Origin of the sequence: Undibacterium sp. KW1, assembly GCF_009937955.1 — a bacterium.
Taxonomy (GTDB): domain Bacteria; phylum Pseudomonadota; class Gammaproteobacteria; order Burkholderiales; family Burkholderiaceae_D; genus Undibacterium.
In genome coordinates this window covers 6,128,666-6,143,411 of sequence record NZ_AP018439.1, presented here as the reverse complement: position 1 = coordinate 6,143,411, position 14,746 = coordinate 6,128,666, and the positions used below count along the sequence as shown (strand labels likewise).

The window sequence follows — 14,746 nt, the reverse complement described above, 5'->3', positions numbered from 1 at the left end:
GCCTTCCCATTTTTTGTACTGCACAAATGGGAACCCCCTTTAGGGGGCGACTACGCCTGGGTCGCCTTCTTTGGCTTACTTTTCTTGGCGAGACAAGAAAAGTGAGTAGCTGTCGGGCTACCCCCGACCTGCAATCGCAATACAGTGACAGAAGTAAGTAAATGAGTTAGCGTACAAACACGAAAATTGATGAAAGCCTGATTTACCTGTTTCCAACAACTCACTTAAATAAACCCGGAGCCCCAAATGCCCAGCCTGCAAACCCTCTGCCCCCATCCCATCATCCAAGCCCCCATGGCTGGTGGCGCCACCACCCCGGAACTGGTGGCCGCAGTGTCCAATGCAGGCGGCCTTGGCTCTCTCGCGGCCCCTTTGCTGACCCCGCTCGCCATCATAGAGCAGGCTGAACACATCAGAAGACTGACGGACAAACCCTTCGCCATCAACCTGTTCGTACAAACCCGCCCACAAGTCGATTTCGCCGCCCTGGAAGCGGCCAAGCTCTTGCTGCAGCCAGTTTGTGCAGAACTGGGCTGGGACAACTTGCCGACCCCAACCCGCTGGTGTGAAGACTTTGAGGCCCAGCTTGATGCTTTGATCACAGCCCGCCCTGCGGTCGCCAGTTTTACCTTTGATGTGCTGCACGGCAGCCAGTTGCAACGCCTGCATGACGCGGGAATAAAAGTGGTGGGTACTGCCACCAACTTGCAGGAAGCCATCGTCTGGCAAGCCATGGGGGCGGATGCTGTCTGCCTGCAAGGGGTAGAAGCGGGTGGTCACCGTGGGACTTTCATCGGCGCACAAAAAGAGTCGAACCTGGGCCTGTCTGTCTTGCTGGAGACCTGCAAGCCGCATATGCAGGTGCCCATCATTGCCGCTGGCGGCATCATGGATGGCAGGCAGATCAAACAAATGCTGCAGGCGGGCGCGCAACTGGTGCAGATGGGCACGGCCTTCCTGACGACTAAGGAATCAGCGATACACCCGGCCTATAAACAACGCCTGCTGGAAAGTAGTAAGGACACCACACGCCAGACCCGCGCTTTTTCTGGCCGTATTGCACGTGGCCTCGACAATCATTTCATGCAAACCATGGATGCCGTGGCTGACAAAGTGCCTGCCTACCCGATACAGAATGCACTGACTGGTTCCATACGTGCAGCGGCGGGCAAGGCAGCCAATACTGAACTGATGTCGATGTGGGCCGGGCAGGGTATGGCAGCGACCAGGGATATGAGCGTGGCAGAACTGATGGCTGCGCTGGTCGCGGAAATGCAGGCTTAAATTAAAATAAGGAAACGGTATGGAAGCAGCAGGACAGTTTGATTACATCGTTGTAGGTGCAGGTACTGCAGGTTGTGTATTGGCGAACCGCCTCAGCAAGAATCCTGATAACAGGGTTTTGCTGATAGAAGCTGGTGGCAAGGATGATTATGTGTGGATACATATCCCCGTTGGTTACCTGTACTGCATCAATAATCCACGCACAGACTGGATGTTCCGTACCGAGGCAGAGGCGGGCCTGAATGGCCGTAGCCTGATTTATCCGCGTGGCAAGGTGCTGGGTGGCAGTTCATCCATCAATGGCATGATTTATATGCGTGGCCAGGAAAGGGATTACCAGCATTGGGCAGAGCTGACAGGTGACGATAGCTGGCGCTGGGAGCATGTCTTGCCACTGTTCAAGAAGAGCGAAGACCACCACGGCGGTGATGCAGAATTCCACGGCAAGGGCGGTGAATGGCGGGTGGAAAAACAAAGACTGTCATGGGAAATCCTGGATGCTTTCCGCAATGCAGCAGCCGAAGTGGGCATTCCCAAAAGTGATGACTTTAACCGTGGCAATAATGAAGGCTGCGGCTATTTTGATGTGAACCAGAAACGCGGTGTGCGCTGGAACGCTGCCAAGGCTTTCCTGAAACCGGCAGCAAACAGGCCGAACCTGACCATCATGACCGGTTGCCAGGTGCAAAAACTCGTCATCAAGAATGATGAGCAAGGCAAGCGTTGTACGGGTGTGGAATTCATCGGTGGTGGCCGCAGCTGGTTTGCCGAGTCCATGAAAGAAACTGTGCTGGCCGCAGGAGCGATAGGTTCTCCACAGATTTTGCAATTATCCGGCATAGGTGATGCGGCACATTTGCAACAGGCTGGAGTTGATGTTGTGCATGAATTGCCTGGCGTTGGCAGCAACTTGCAAGACCATTTGCAGATACGTTCTGCATTCAAGATTACCGGTGCCAAAACACTCAACAAGATGGCCAACAGCCTCATAGGCAAGGCACGCATAGGGCTGGAATATGCGATGTTCCAGAGTGGCCCTATGTCGATGGCACCATCGCAACTGGGTGCATTTACCCGCTCGGATGCCAGCCAGGCGACACCCAATCTGCAATACCATGTACAGCCCTTGTCGCTGGAGAAATTTGGTGACCCCCTGCATGATTTCCCGGCGTTCACGGCCAGCGTCTGTAACTTGCGCCCTACTTCGCGTGGCCATGTGCGCATCGCCAGCAACGATGCTTCAGCAGCACCGAAGATAGTGCCCAACTACCTGACGACACCTGAAGACCGCAAGATCGCTGCCGACTCTCTCAAGCTGACGCGCAAGATCATCGCAGCACCCTCCCTGCAAAAATACCAGCCAGAGGAAATGAAGCCTGGTGTACAGTTCCAGACGGAAGAAGAACTGGCCAGAGCAGCAGGGGATATAGGTACAACAATCTTCCACCCGGTAGGTACCTGCAAGATGGGTCGTGCAGACGATGCCCAGGCGGTAGTCGATAGCAACTTGCGCGTCATAGGCATAAATGGCCTGCGCGTGGCTGATGCTTCTATTATGCCGACTATAACCTCAGGTAATACCAACTCACCTACTGTGATGATTGCAGAGAAGGCGGCAAGGAGTATATTGGGAAAATAAAAACTTCCAAATCTTGCGTGGTACTACTTATGGTAGTTATACCGTATTGTTTAGAAATCGGTTTGCTGGGTATTATAAAAAGCTAATATAAAAAACTTCCAAAAAATAAAGGAAGTGTTGTCGCGTTGGAGTAATAACCATAAGCCAGACAATAAGGAGAAGAGATGACCGACGTCATCCTGGAGACAAAGCGCTTGACCAAAGAGTTCAAGGGCTTCACAGCTGTAAGCGATGTGAATTTGCAGGTGCAGCGTGGGCATATCCACGCCCTGATCGGCCCTAACGGTGCCGGCAAGACGACCTGTTTTAATTTGCTGACCAAATTTCTTGTTCCGACTTCGGGACAAATCCTGTTCAATGGCCGCGACATCACCTCGGCCAAACCGGCCCAGATTGCGCGTCAGGGCATCATACGTTCATTCCAGATTTCAGCAGTGTTCCCGCACCTGACTGTCATGGAAAACGTACGCATAGGCTTGCAAAGAAAACTCGGCACATCCTTTCATTTCTGGAAAAGCGAACAATCGCTGAACCAGCTCAATGCACGTGCCATGGAATTGCTGGCCGAAGTCGATCTGACTTCGTTCGCTGACACGGTCACCGTCGATCTGCCCTATGGCCGCAAGCGTGCGCTGGAAATAGCCACCACCCTGGCGATGGAACCAGAAATGATGTTGCTCGATGAACCCACGCAAGGCATGGGCCATGAAGATGTGCATCGCGTGACCGAGCTGATCAAGAAGGTGTCGGCGGGCCGCACCATCCTCATGGTGGAACATAATATGAACGTGGTGTCAGGTATTTGCGACAAGATCTCGGTCTTGCAGCGCGGTGCCATGCTGGCTGAAGGCACGTACAAGGAAGTATCCACCAATCCCAAAGTCATGGAAGCCTATATGGGCAGTACCAGCGGCGAGCTGGAAGGGGCGCATGCATGAGTGCCACGAGTAAAAATACGAGTACAAATCCGGCACTGGAAATTACCGGCCTGCAAGCCTGGTATGGTGAATCGCATATCCTGCATGACGTGAACCTGAAAGTGAACCAGGGCGAAGTCGTGACCATACTCGGTCGTAACGGTGCCGGGCGTACCACGACCATGCGCGCCATCATGGGCCTGACTGGTGCACGCAAAGGCTCGATCAAGATCAATGGACAAGAGGCTATCCACCTGCCAACTTATAAGGTTGCTCATCTGGGCGTAGGTTATTGCCCGGAAGAGCGGGGGATATTTTCATCCTTATCCACAGAAGAAAATCTGATGCTGCCACCCTCGGTATCGAAAGATGACCAGGGTATGTCGGTTGCCGAGATTTACGAGATGTTCCCCAATCTGGCAGAACGTAAAAACAGCCAGGGCACACGCCTGTCTGGCGGTGAACAACAGATGCTGGCAGTTGCTCGTATCTTGCGCACGGGTGCCCGCCTGTTGCTGCTAGATGAAATTTCCGAAGGCCTGGCACCGGTCATCGTGCAGGCTTTGGCGCGCATGATCACGATGCTCAAATCCAAGGGTTATACCATCGTCATGGTTGAACAGAATTTCCGCTTTGCTGCTCCGCTGGCGGACAGGTTTTATGTCATGGAGCATGGGCAGATCGTCGAGAGTTTTGCGTCTGCGCAATTGCAGGAAAAAATGCCGGTCCTGAATGAATTATTGGGCGTGTAATGTAAGTGTGTTTGGTTGGCATGGTTAAGTAACTGCCTCGCTGTCTTGGTGAAGCAGGTTTGAATAAAAATATGATTGGAGAAGACGCATGAAAGCAACATTCACGAAATTAAAAGTAGCAAGTCTCGCTGTTTCCGCTGCACTGGCTGGCCTGGCGCTGAATGCAAATGCGCAAGTGTCTGGTGACACGGTCAAGATAGGTTTTATCACCGATATTTCCGGTCTGTATTCTGATATCGATGGTCAGGGCGGTGCAGAAGCTATCAAGATGGCGATTGCCGATTTTGGCGGCACAGTACTGGGCAAGAAAATCGAACTGGTCACAGCCGACCATCAAAACAAGGCCGATATTGCAGCCAGTCGTGCCCGTGAATGGTTTGACCGCGATGGCGTCGATATGCTGATAGGCGGTACCAATTCCGGTACTTCTTTGTCCATGTCCAAAGTGGCTGCTGAAAAGAAACGTATCTTCATTTCCATCGGCGCCGGCACAGCCCGCCTGACGAATGAAGAATGTACAGCCAATACCATCCATTATGCCTACGACACCGTGGCACTGGCCAAGGGCACGGGTTCTGCTGTTGTCAAACAGGGTGGCAAGAGCTGGTATTTCCTGACTGCCGATTATGCCTTTGGTGCTTCACTGGAAAGCGACACTGCCAATGTTGTCAAAGCCAATGGCGGTACGGTGGCGGGCTCGGTCAAACATCCTTTGTCAGCATCTGACTTTTCTTCTTTCCTGTTGCAGGCACAGGCTTCCAAGGCGCAAATCCTGGGCCTGGCAAATGCTGGTGGCGATACCATCAATGCCGTAAAAGCGGCGAATGAATTTGGCATTACCAAGACCATGAAACTGGCTGGCTTGCTGATGTTTATCAATGACATCCACTCGCTGGGTCTGAATGCCACGCAAGGTATGTACCTGACTGATAGCTGGTACTGGAACCAGAACGAAGAAGCGCGCAAATGGTCGCGCCGCTATTTTGAAAAAATGAAGAAAATGCCCTCCAGTCTGCAAGCCGCTGATTACTCAGCGACCCTGACTTACCTGAATGCCGTCAAGGCAGCCGGTACGGATGACACAGCCAAGGTCATGGAAAAACTGAAGGCTGCCAAGGTCAATGACATCTATGCGAAAAATGGTTACATCCGTGGCGACGGCAGCATGATCCATGACATGTATCTCATGCAGGTAAAGACCAGCGCTGAGTCGAAAGAACCTTGGGATTATTACAAGGTGGCGCAGACTATTCCGGGTGAACAAGCCTTCACGACTAAATCAGAATCCAAGTGCTCCCTCTGGAAATAAAATCCAATTTCCGGGCGCATAGCTGCGTTGCAAAGCCTCGCAATACTAAAGTATTGCTGTGTTTTGCGCCTTGCTCTGCATCCCGGGAATTGAATTTTATGCCGTGCCTGTAATTTGAAATGGAAGCGTCGCGGACTTCGTCGCGATGCTTCCAATGTTAAAAACGAAACCGTTTCTCTCAGAGTCTTTCACAGAAAAATTGCTTACTGATCAGCCAGAAAGATGCGGCTTTTCTCCTGATTTTCTCTGTGTCTCCGTGCCTCTGTGTTGAGAGGTCTTCCCCTTTCCATCCATTTTTTATTTAGCGTGCCATGGAAATATTTGGTATTCCGCTGCAAGCGATGCTGAGCCAGCTGTTGCTGGGCTTGGTCAACGGCTCGTTTTACGCGATGCTGTCTCTGGGTCTGGCTGTGATTTTTGGCTTGCTCAATGTAATCAATTTTGCCCATGGTGCCCTGTATATGATGGGTGCCTTCCTCGCATGGATGGGCATGAATTATTTTGGTATCAATTACTGGGTCATGTTGCTTGCTGCGCCTTTGCTGGTAGGGCTGTTTGGCATCATCATAGAAAAGACCATGCTGCGCTGGCTGTACAAGCTTGATCATCTGTATGGCCTGCTGCTGACCTTTGGTATCACGCTGATGCTGGAAGGGGTGTTCCGTTCCATCTATGGCGTATCCGGCCAGCCTTATCAGGTGCCGGAAGCACTGACAGGGGCGACCAATCTTGGCTTCATGATCCTGCCTAATTACCGTGCATGGGTAGTGGTAGCTTCACTGGTGGTGTGCTTTGCCACCTGGTTCGTCATCGAAAAAACCAAGCTCGGTGCCTACCTGCGTGCCGGTACTGAAAACCCCAAACTGGTCGAAGCTTTTGGTGTCAACGTGCCGCTGATGGTGACCCTGACTTACGGCTTCGGTGTAGCATTGGCCGCCTTTGCCGGTGTGCTGGCTGCACCTGTCATACAGGTGTCGCCGCTGATGGGTTCCAATCTGATTATCACGGTGTTTGCGGTGGTGGTGATCGGTGGCATGGGTTCTATTCTGGGTTCGATTTTGACAGGTCTGGGCCTGGGCATTATCGAAGGCCTGACGCGGGTGTTTTATCCTGAGCTGTCGGCGACTGTTGTGTTCATCGTCATGGCCATCGTCCTGATGATCCGCCCTGCCGGTTTGTTCGGTAAAGAAAAATGAACGGAGCCACCATGAATAAGAAAATCAGTTACGGCATTGCTTTTGCCCTGTTACTGGCGGCACCGTTTATTATCTATCCGGTGTTCCTGATGAAGCTCTTGTGCTTCGCCCTGTTTGCCTGTGCCTTTAATTTGCTGATCGGCTTTACCGGCTTGCTGTCCTTTGGCCATGCTGCCTTTTTTGGCGCCGCCGGTTATATCGCAGGCTGGGCCTTGCGTGATGCCGGTTTGCCGACTGAGCTGGGGATTTTGCTGGGAGTAGGGGCAGCCGCCCTGATAGGCCTGGTGATGGGCGCACTGGCGATACGCCGCCAGGGTATTTACTTCACCATGATTACGCTGGCGCTGGCGCAAATGCTCTACTTCGTTTTCCTGCAGGCCAAGTTCACCGGCGGTGAAGATGGTTTGCAAGGTGTGCCACGCGGCAAACTGCTGGGCATGGTGGATCTGAGTTCTGACCTGACGCTGTATTACTTTGTGCTGGTGGTGGCGATTGCTGGATTCGCTATCGTCATGCGCACCGTGCATTCACCGTTCGGCCAGGTCCTGAAAGCCGTCAAGGAAAACGAGCCACGTGCCATTTCGCTGGGTTATGACGTAGATCGCTACAAGCTCATGGCCTTCGTTTTGTCAGCTGCCCTGGCTGGCCTGGCCGGTGCCACCAAAACCCTGGTACTGGGTTTTGAGACGCTGACGGACGTACACTGGTCTATGTCTGGCCTGGTGGTGTTGATGACCCTGGTGGGCGGTTTGGGCACGCTGGTGGGCCCGATAGTTGGTGCCATCATCATCATCGCGCTGGAAAACAAACTGGGTGACCTCGGCAACCTGCTGGCAAACGTGACAACGATAGAATGGTTCCGCACCATAGGCGATTCAGTCACCATCGTCACTGGCCTGATTTTCATTGTCTGCGTACTGGCTTTCAGGCGCGGTATTGTTGGTGAGTTGATGGCTTATGTGGAAAGGAATGGCAAAGCCCGGGCAAGTTGAAATTGTGAATTGCTTGTTTCAAGTGAGGCCTCGTGAAGAAATTCACGGGGCTTTATTTTTTGCTAGATAATCAGTTTATGCAAGAATGCAGATATAGATATTATTTTTTGATTGATATTCTTTTCTATGATAGACCCAGGTTTTATAGATGGGCATAGCGTCGACTATTGGTATGACCATGGCTTCGAATTTTCTGTTCGTAAGTTGAAAAAATTTGATGATTATGAATGGCAAGAACTCTCAGTCCTTTGGAGTTCGCAAAGCATGGAATGGCAAGAGAGGCTCGCCTATATCTTGGGAGATGGCGCTGTAGAGCGCGAAGCAAGCTTGTTGATCAACATGTTTTGTCTGGCAGACAAACAGGTAACTTTAGGGGCAGCAGAAAGTTTACGTGATATGGATCTTAAAGTGCTCAAACAGGTTGCGCAGTCTTTGGCAAGTGATCATGATCTATCCATCGAACTTGCAAAGTGTGAAAGCACCAACGAGGTGCTTAAAATTTTTGCAAGAACGGCGAGTTTTAATAAAAAGCGATAACAACAAGTACAGTTATTATTTTATTAAAAATATAGGGATTTCTCTCTCGGGCTTGCATGAAACCCAAAACACCGTATACGCCAGCCACGCCGAACCTTGATTCCAGTTTATGGGACAGGATTGCCTTTGCAATGCTTGGTGGTTTGACAGGGGCAGCCTATGCCGTCGTCATCTGCCTGTTGATCTTTGCTTTTACGCACAAAGCACATTTGGTGCTGATACCTTATACGGCGCTAGTCTTTGCCTGTATGGGCTTTTTCTTTGGGAATATCATTGTTGAAGCTGTCTTGTGTCTCGCCTATGCTTTATGGGGAATGCTGTTTGTCATCAGCGATGGCTCTGGCAATCTCCCGGCAAGCGATATCAAGAAGCATCAGCGCTGCTTTTTTTTGCTTGGCATTGGCTCAGGTTTGAGCCTGTTGCTGTTCTATTACCTCTGAAAACAAGTATGGCAAATGCGGTCTGCAGCTTGGCGAGCCGGTTTAAAAGTTCTCAGTTTCTTTGCGTAACAAAGTAACTTGTTTGTTGTTGAAATTTTTCATGGAAAGCCTGTATTGCAAAATTATTCCTTTTCCCTTTCTTTACAAATCTGGCATCCCAATATCGATCCTTCCTTTATTACCAAACGCCTGGGTATGACGCCCAGACGCTCATGGATGTTTGGTACGCAAAGGCAAACGCCTAAGGGGCAATTATTGGACGGTGTTTATGCCGAAAGTTATTGGTGGGCCGATCCATTTGAGCGAGGTGAATCTCTTTCCACCGATATTATTCTGGAGGATGCTCTGGCAGAAGTGATGGAGGAACTGACATCGCATGCGCAATTCCTGTTGATGCTGAGAGAACAGAATGCACGCCTGCATTTGAAAGCGAGTTCCTATGGCAAGCGCAATTATGCACTGGAACTGAGCCCGCAATTCATGCAGCGCTGTGCCGGGCTGGGTTTGAGTTTTGTGCATGATGTCTATCCCTGATTGATAGCTCACGATGTATGCAGCGCTTGCAGTACCTGCCTGGCGCTCGCTTTGATCTGGGCACTTTCGTTTTCGTTGCTGATGACACCACCCAGTAATTGTTTCACGTTATCTGCATTGCTGCCTGACTGGGCAAGGGCAAAGATGGCCGTCTGGCGCACACTGGCTGCTGGGTCATTCAAGGCTGCGGAAAAATAGCTGAGGCTGCTCTCGTTTTTATCCCATAAGGCAAGTTGCAATACACTCTGGCTACGTACAGCCGGGTCGGTGTTGTGCGTCAGGCTTTGTAGCAGGTTGATGATGGCATGGTGGCTTTTGGCATCGATGTTGTCCACCGCAGCACTGCTGGCTGGTGCATCAGACGCTGCTGGTGCTGGCGGCTTCAAAGCAGAAAGTGCCTGCAGGATGACGGCGGGTTCTTGTTCATTATTGAGTGACAGGCTGATCAGTAATCGCTCTTCCTGGGGATAGATATGCAGGTTGCGCAGCATGATCAGGCCAGCGATTCTCTGCTCTCTATCGGCACTGCTGGCAAGTTGTCTGGACAGCGCGAATACTTCTGGACTGCGGATGCCTGACAACAGATTCCTGATGATTTCTTTGACCCGAGCTGACGGTTCTTTTTCATACAGACTGATGATGCGTTTCAGATAATAGGGCCGCTCTTGCATGAGTATTCTTAACTGATCCTCCGCATCGTCGCCCGTGTTGCCTTGGTCTGTTGCCGCGATGACGCGTGCCCATAGCATATCGAAGGGATCGCTCTTTTCGGCTTCAGTGCTGCCTGCATTGCGCCACAGACTGGTGAATTGGGCGAGGCTGTTTTTGGCAGGTGCTGCGGGCGGGTTTTGTGTCAACGCGGCATCTTGCAATGCTGGCTGGTCTGCGCTGTCCTGACTGGACGATATGATCATGGTCGCCAGTAAAACCAGGACGGGCAGGGCAAGCAGAGGCAGGAATTTTTTCACGGTCTTAATCCTGGTTAGTACTGCCCATGGACGGATGTTGTTGCGTTAGTCCATGAGCGAGAGTCTGGCACTTTTTTCAAAGATACTGTTTTATTGAAATACCAGGCTGGCCTGGGTATTCGTCGTATAGTCCTTCAAACCAAAATGGCCAAGGGCAAAGTCATACGTCGCATTCTGGCCATCGATATTGCTGGTGTGCGAACCATACACATAGCAACTGCCGTAACAGACCACTTCATCGATATAGCTTTTGATCGAATACATCTTGCTACCGTAGCGCTTGTTCTTGACTGAGAGTATCAGCGGGCTGTCTATGGACAGGCCATTACTGCCGCAGGTTGGAGTCCAGACATTGAAGGGATAAACGCCGCAAGACTCCAGCCCATGCTGAGCACCGGCGATGCCGATGAAGGAATTCACGGACGTAGAGTAGGCCAGCTCATTGATGGCTTTCATCGCCAGCGTCACGCCCATGGAATGACTGATGACGTCGATCCTGCCAGTGCATGATGCAGCCTTGGCTGCCTGCATGGATGTTTTGACGGGATTGGTGTTGGCGGCACTATGGTCATTGATGGAGGGGTTGGTCTTGGAACCCCAGTTGGGGCGGTACAACTGGGCATCGGTATACCCCTGGCTTTTGAGGGTGCTGACGGTGGCATTCCAGTCCGACGGTGAACCGGCATTGCCGTGTACCAGTACCACATTGTCGAGGCAGGCGGCCTGGCTGACGCAGGCGATAAAGCTGAGGCTCATGGCAATGAGCACCCGGGCGAGTGTGCGATGTTGCATGGTGTTGTCTCCAGTGGTTTTTTTATGTAATCCCGCGCTTTGGTTCGCGGGAAAAAACAGGGTAGGAGCAAGTCGGCAGGAGCACCACTATCCATTCAGATAGTAGTTGAGGTGTATGTCAGTTTTTATGGTTTGGTAACAGCAAGCCCAGTTCATAGGCTTTGGCGACGGCATGTACGCGGCTGCGTACATCCAGTTTGGCGAAGATCTGGTCTATGTGGTATTTGACGTTGACTTCGGTGAGCCCGAGGATGGTGGCGATTTCCCAGTTGGTTTTGCCTTCATGCAGCCAGTGCAGGATTTCTCTTTGCCGTTTACTGAGGGTCTTGTTGCTGATACCGGGCTTGACGGGAAATTCTTCTACGTTTGTCAGGGCATGGGCAAGTGCCAGGTGCAGATGAGGTGTCAACAGGCTCAGCAGATATGCGTGTTGATGGCTGACTTCAAAGGGTAGATTTGTAAAGATGAAATAACTGGAGAAATGTCCGTTCAGGTCCAGCATGCCGTGGGCGACGGTGTTATGCATTTTCTGCTTCCTGAATGAAGCCAACCAGTCAGCAGGAACTGCATGATCATCACGTCCGGCCTGGAAGAAAACTGGTTCCTGGGTTTCGCGCCATTTTTGCATCAGGGGGCTATTGGCCCGGCCTTTGCTGTCTAGCAGGGATTGATAGTATTGATATGTTTCAACCGGACAGTTGAACTGCAGCAGCTTATGTACATAGTTGCCCTGCGGGCTCACGCCGCCTATGCCGCAGACCATCATTTCATGCGGCAAGACTTCGCGCAAAATCCCCTGGGCGATCAGGCTGAAGTCATCGGCATTGCGGGTTGCCGCACAAGCCATGATGATGGGCAGTATGGAATTACCGGAGACTTCATGCGCAAAGTTCACCATGTCTGGAATCGTCCTTCAGGCTACTGAGGAGGTGCGTGATGCGGGGGAGATGTGATGTGCCAAGGCTTGCAAGGACGGTGCATAGCTACCGCTCCATGCGCCGTCCTCAACTACTATCCTTCTACTTACAAAGCCGCTGCGTAAATTGCCCTGGCATCTTCCTTCGTTACTTCACGTGGATTATTACCCAGCAGGCGCGTTTGCAACATGGCGTCGCTGGCGAGCTGGTCCAGGTCTTTCTCTGTGATGCCTACCTGGCTCAGGCGGGTTTCTATCCCTACCCGCACTGCCAGGTCTTCCATGGCCTTGATCATGGCGTGGCAACGCTGCTCTGCCGTTCCTGTGGCTGCTGGTGCGATGATGGCGGCCAGCTCTGCGTACAGTTCAGCCGCGTGGCTCGCATTGAAACGCAGCACGTGTGGCAAGACCAGGGAGTTCGACAAACCATGCGGCACATGGAAGATGCCGCCCACCGGATAGGCCAGCGCATGCACTGCGGCGCAGGGCGCATTGGCAAAGGACTGCCCGGCCAGCATGGCACCCAGCAACATGGCCTGCCTTGCCGCCAGGTTGCCGCCATTGGTGCAGGCTTCATCGATGTTGTTCCAGAGTAATTTCAATGCCTGTACCGCCAGCATGTCGGACAGCGGGTTCTTTTTGTGCTTGGTCGTGTAGGCTTCAATCGCATGCACCATGGCATCAATGCCGGTGGCAGCGGTGACCTTGGCTGGCAAGCCTGTCGTTAGGTGCGCATCGAGGATGGCGATGTCGGCATACAGTTGCGGCGCGACCACACCCATCTTGGTGGTGGCACCGGTGGTGACGATGGAGATAGGGGTGACTTCAGAACCTGTGCCTGCCGTGGTCGGGATTTGTATCAATGGCAGGCGCTTACCTTTGACATTGCCTATGCCATACATGGTGGACAGGCTTTGATCACTGCCTGCCAGGATGGCGATGAGTTTGGCCACGTCCATGGAGCTGCCACCACCCAGACCGACCACCAGTTCGACTTGCAGGTCACGGGCATTGGCTACTGCCTGCAAGACGATGGACTCTGGCGGATCGGCAATCACATCGGAGAAAATGCTGACTTTGAGTTGTTCCGTTTCCAGGCTGTCAATTGCAGGTTGGACCAGGCCGGTACGCAGGAAACCGGCATCGGTCACCAGCAGTACATGGCTAATCGCTGGAAATTCCTGGCGTATGATTTTGCCCAGGCGCGTTGCTGCACCGGTTTGGCTGATCAGGCTGGGGACGGTTCTGAATTCAAAGTCGTTCATCTTTATCTCATTTTCATTTAGAACCTGTTTTCGATCTTACTGCGCGAGCGCAATCGGAGTCTGCGCGGGGCTCATGTGCTGCTCAAAATGCTCATGTACTAGAGTACATTCCGCTTTTTGCGCTGCGCTTGGTTACCCTGACCCCGCTGACGCACGCTCGCTACAGATCGTAAACAGGTTCTTAGCTCGTTGTAGGGATATCTACCTTAGCACATGCTGGCCTTAAGGACTTCGCGAGCAATGTTATTTGTCCAACAGTTTCAAATCGCGCATCCAGTCGGCATACAGGCTGGTCCAGTTGCGCACGCTGCCGCTGGCGGGTGTCATGCCAAAGCCATGGTCGCCACGGCGGAAGGCATGCAGTTCTGCCTGGGCACCGCCTTCCAGTAATTGTTGATAGATTTTTGCGGCAACCACCGGTGGGGCTTTGGGATCGTCCGAGGCATGGACTATGAATACGGGCGGGGTGTTCTTGCCGGCCTTTGGGATTTTTCCACCGGGGACCCCGGTATATACCAGGGCGATAAAGTCTGCGCGGTTGCCCAATTTTTCTGTGGCGTCCGCAGCGCCTGAGTCGCCTTAATCCTGATTCATCAACAGTTGCAAGGCCATGACGCCGCCAGCAGAGAAACCGAGTACGCCTATCTTCTTGCTGTCGATTTTCCAGTCTGCTGCATGTTGCCGCAGAACCCGCATGGCGCGGCTGGTGTCTGCTGTCAGAGGCTGTATGGCTTTCCATTTGCGCTCGGTATCCAGTGCCGGGGTGCGGTATTTGAGTACGGCGGCGGTGATCCCCTGGGCATTCAGCCAGTGCGCGGCTTCTATGCCTTCCTTGTCTATGCAGACATAACGGAAGCCACCGCCTGGTACGACCAGCACCGCCGTCCCAGTGGCCTTGTCGGCTGGGGCCGGATAAATGGTCAGCGTAGGTTTGCTGACATAGCTGAGGTATCTGTCGAGGCGGCCAGTTTCATGCCTGTCTTCTGCTGCCTCTGCCTGTTGATGTTGCAGGCCGGGTGCGCCGTTTTGCCATAAGGGGATTTCGATTTCTGCTTGCGCCTTACTGCCGGTGCTGAACAAGATGCATGCTGCAAACATCAGAGACAGGGATATCTTCATTGCGTTGATCCTTGTGAAAGACACATAGCGACAGGTTGATTACACCGGATTTGCATCTTGTCTGATTTGTCACAGCCAGTCAAACA

16 protein-coding genes are annotated in these 14,746 nt (G+C 52.4%); 10 read left to right on the top strand and 6 right to left on the bottom strand.

Features of this window, described 5'->3' with window-relative positions; translation table 11 throughout:
• Window positions 1–246 precede the first annotated feature (246 nt).
• The 10 genes from UNDKW_RS27785 (at window position 247) to UNDKW_RS27740 (ending at window position 9,600) form a co-directional block, all read left to right on the top strand.
• Window positions 247–1,284 carry a nitronate monooxygenase family protein gene (locus tag UNDKW_RS27785; protein ID WP_162061406.1) on the top strand — a complete coding sequence of 346 codons (1,038 nt, stop codon included), beginning with the start codon at window positions 247–249 and terminating at the stop codon, window positions 1,282–1,284.
• Between the two features lie 19 nt (window positions 1,285–1,303).
• Window positions 1,304–2,923 (top strand): GMC family oxidoreductase, encoded by a 1,620-nt coding sequence (locus UNDKW_RS27780; RefSeq protein WP_162061405.1) that lies wholly within the window; start codon window positions 1,304–1,306, stop codon window positions 2,921–2,923.
• 164 nt (window positions 2,924–3,087) lie between these two features.
• Window positions 3,088–3,861, top strand: a complete 774-nt coding sequence (locus tag UNDKW_RS27775; RefSeq protein WP_110254387.1) for an ABC transporter ATP-binding protein — start codon at window positions 3,088–3,090, stop codon at window positions 3,859–3,861.
• Window positions 3,858–4,592, top strand: coding sequence for an ABC transporter ATP-binding protein (locus UNDKW_RS27770; RefSeq protein WP_162061404.1), 735 nt, complete (start codon window positions 3,858–3,860; stop codon window positions 4,590–4,592). The genes UNDKW_RS27775 and UNDKW_RS27770 overlap by 4 nt, the downstream gene beginning before the upstream one ends.
• 88 nt (window positions 4,593–4,680) lie before the next feature.
• On the top strand, window positions 4,681–5,901 hold the full coding sequence (locus UNDKW_RS27765) for an ABC transporter substrate-binding protein (protein WP_162061403.1): 1,221 nt from the start codon (window positions 4,681–4,683) through the stop codon (window positions 5,899–5,901).
• A 311-nt stretch (window positions 5,902–6,212) separates the two neighbouring features.
• Window positions 6,213–7,097, top strand: a complete 885-nt coding sequence (locus tag UNDKW_RS27760) for a branched-chain amino acid ABC transporter permease (RefSeq protein WP_162061402.1) — start codon at window positions 6,213–6,215, stop codon at window positions 7,095–7,097.
• 11 nt (window positions 7,098–7,108) lie between these two features.
• Window positions 7,109–8,089 carry a branched-chain amino acid ABC transporter permease gene (locus UNDKW_RS27755; RefSeq protein ID WP_162061401.1) on the top strand — a complete coding sequence of 327 codons (981 nt, stop codon included), beginning with the start codon at window positions 7,109–7,111 and terminating at the stop codon, window positions 8,087–8,089.
• Window positions 8,090–8,215: 126 nt separating this feature from the next.
• Window positions 8,216–8,626: a hypothetical protein gene (locus tag UNDKW_RS27750; protein WP_162061400.1), complete on the top strand. Its 411-nt coding sequence runs from the start codon at window positions 8,216–8,218 to the stop codon at window positions 8,624–8,626.
• 56 nt (window positions 8,627–8,682) lie between these two features.
• The gene (locus UNDKW_RS27745; RefSeq protein ID WP_162061399.1) at window positions 8,683–9,066 is read left to right on the top strand and encodes a hypothetical protein; all 384 of its coding nucleotides are present in this window, start codon (window positions 8,683–8,685) and stop codon (window positions 9,064–9,066) included.
• Between the two features lie 114 nt (window positions 9,067–9,180).
• Entirely contained in the window at window positions 9,181–9,600 is a 420-nt protein-coding gene (locus UNDKW_RS27740) for a DUF4279 domain-containing protein (protein ID WP_162061398.1), read from the top strand.
• A gap of 8 nt (window positions 9,601–9,608) precedes the next feature.
• Here UNDKW_RS27740 and UNDKW_RS27735 read toward each other — a convergent pair whose 3' ends face one another.
• The 6 genes from UNDKW_RS27735 to UNDKW_RS27710 all read right to left on the bottom strand — a co-directional run bounded on the left by UNDKW_RS27735 (window position 9,609) and on the right by UNDKW_RS27710 (window position 14,660).
• Window positions 9,609–10,568: a HEAT repeat domain-containing protein gene (locus tag UNDKW_RS27735; RefSeq protein WP_162061397.1), complete on the bottom strand. Its 960-nt coding sequence runs from the start codon at window positions 10,566–10,568 to the stop codon at window positions 9,609–9,611.
• 90 nt (window positions 10,569–10,658) lie between these two features.
• The gene (locus tag UNDKW_RS27730; RefSeq protein WP_174247619.1) at window positions 10,659–11,360 is read right to left on the bottom strand and encodes a lipase; all 702 of its coding nucleotides are present in this window, start codon (window positions 11,358–11,360) and stop codon (window positions 10,659–10,661) included.
• Window positions 11,361–11,478: 118 nt separating this feature from the next.
• Window positions 11,479–12,258, bottom strand: coding sequence for a helix-turn-helix transcriptional regulator (locus tag UNDKW_RS27725; RefSeq protein ID WP_232063148.1), 780 nt, complete (start codon window positions 12,256–12,258; stop codon window positions 11,479–11,481).
• Between the two features lie 125 nt (window positions 12,259–12,383).
• Window positions 12,384–13,541 (bottom strand): iron-containing alcohol dehydrogenase, encoded by a 1,158-nt coding sequence (locus UNDKW_RS27720; protein WP_162061395.1) that lies wholly within the window; start codon window positions 13,539–13,541, stop codon window positions 12,384–12,386.
• 243 nt (window positions 13,542–13,784) lie between these two features.
• The gene (locus UNDKW_RS27715) at window positions 13,785–14,087 is read right to left on the bottom strand and encodes a prolyl oligopeptidase family serine peptidase (protein WP_162061394.1); all 303 of its coding nucleotides are present in this window, start codon (window positions 14,085–14,087) and stop codon (window positions 13,785–13,787) included.
• A gap of 33 nt (window positions 14,088–14,120) precedes the next feature.
• Window positions 14,121–14,660 (bottom strand): alpha/beta hydrolase, encoded by a 540-nt coding sequence (locus UNDKW_RS27710; RefSeq protein ID WP_162061393.1) that lies wholly within the window; start codon window positions 14,658–14,660, stop codon window positions 14,121–14,123.
• Window positions 14,661–14,746: the final 86 nt, after the last annotated feature.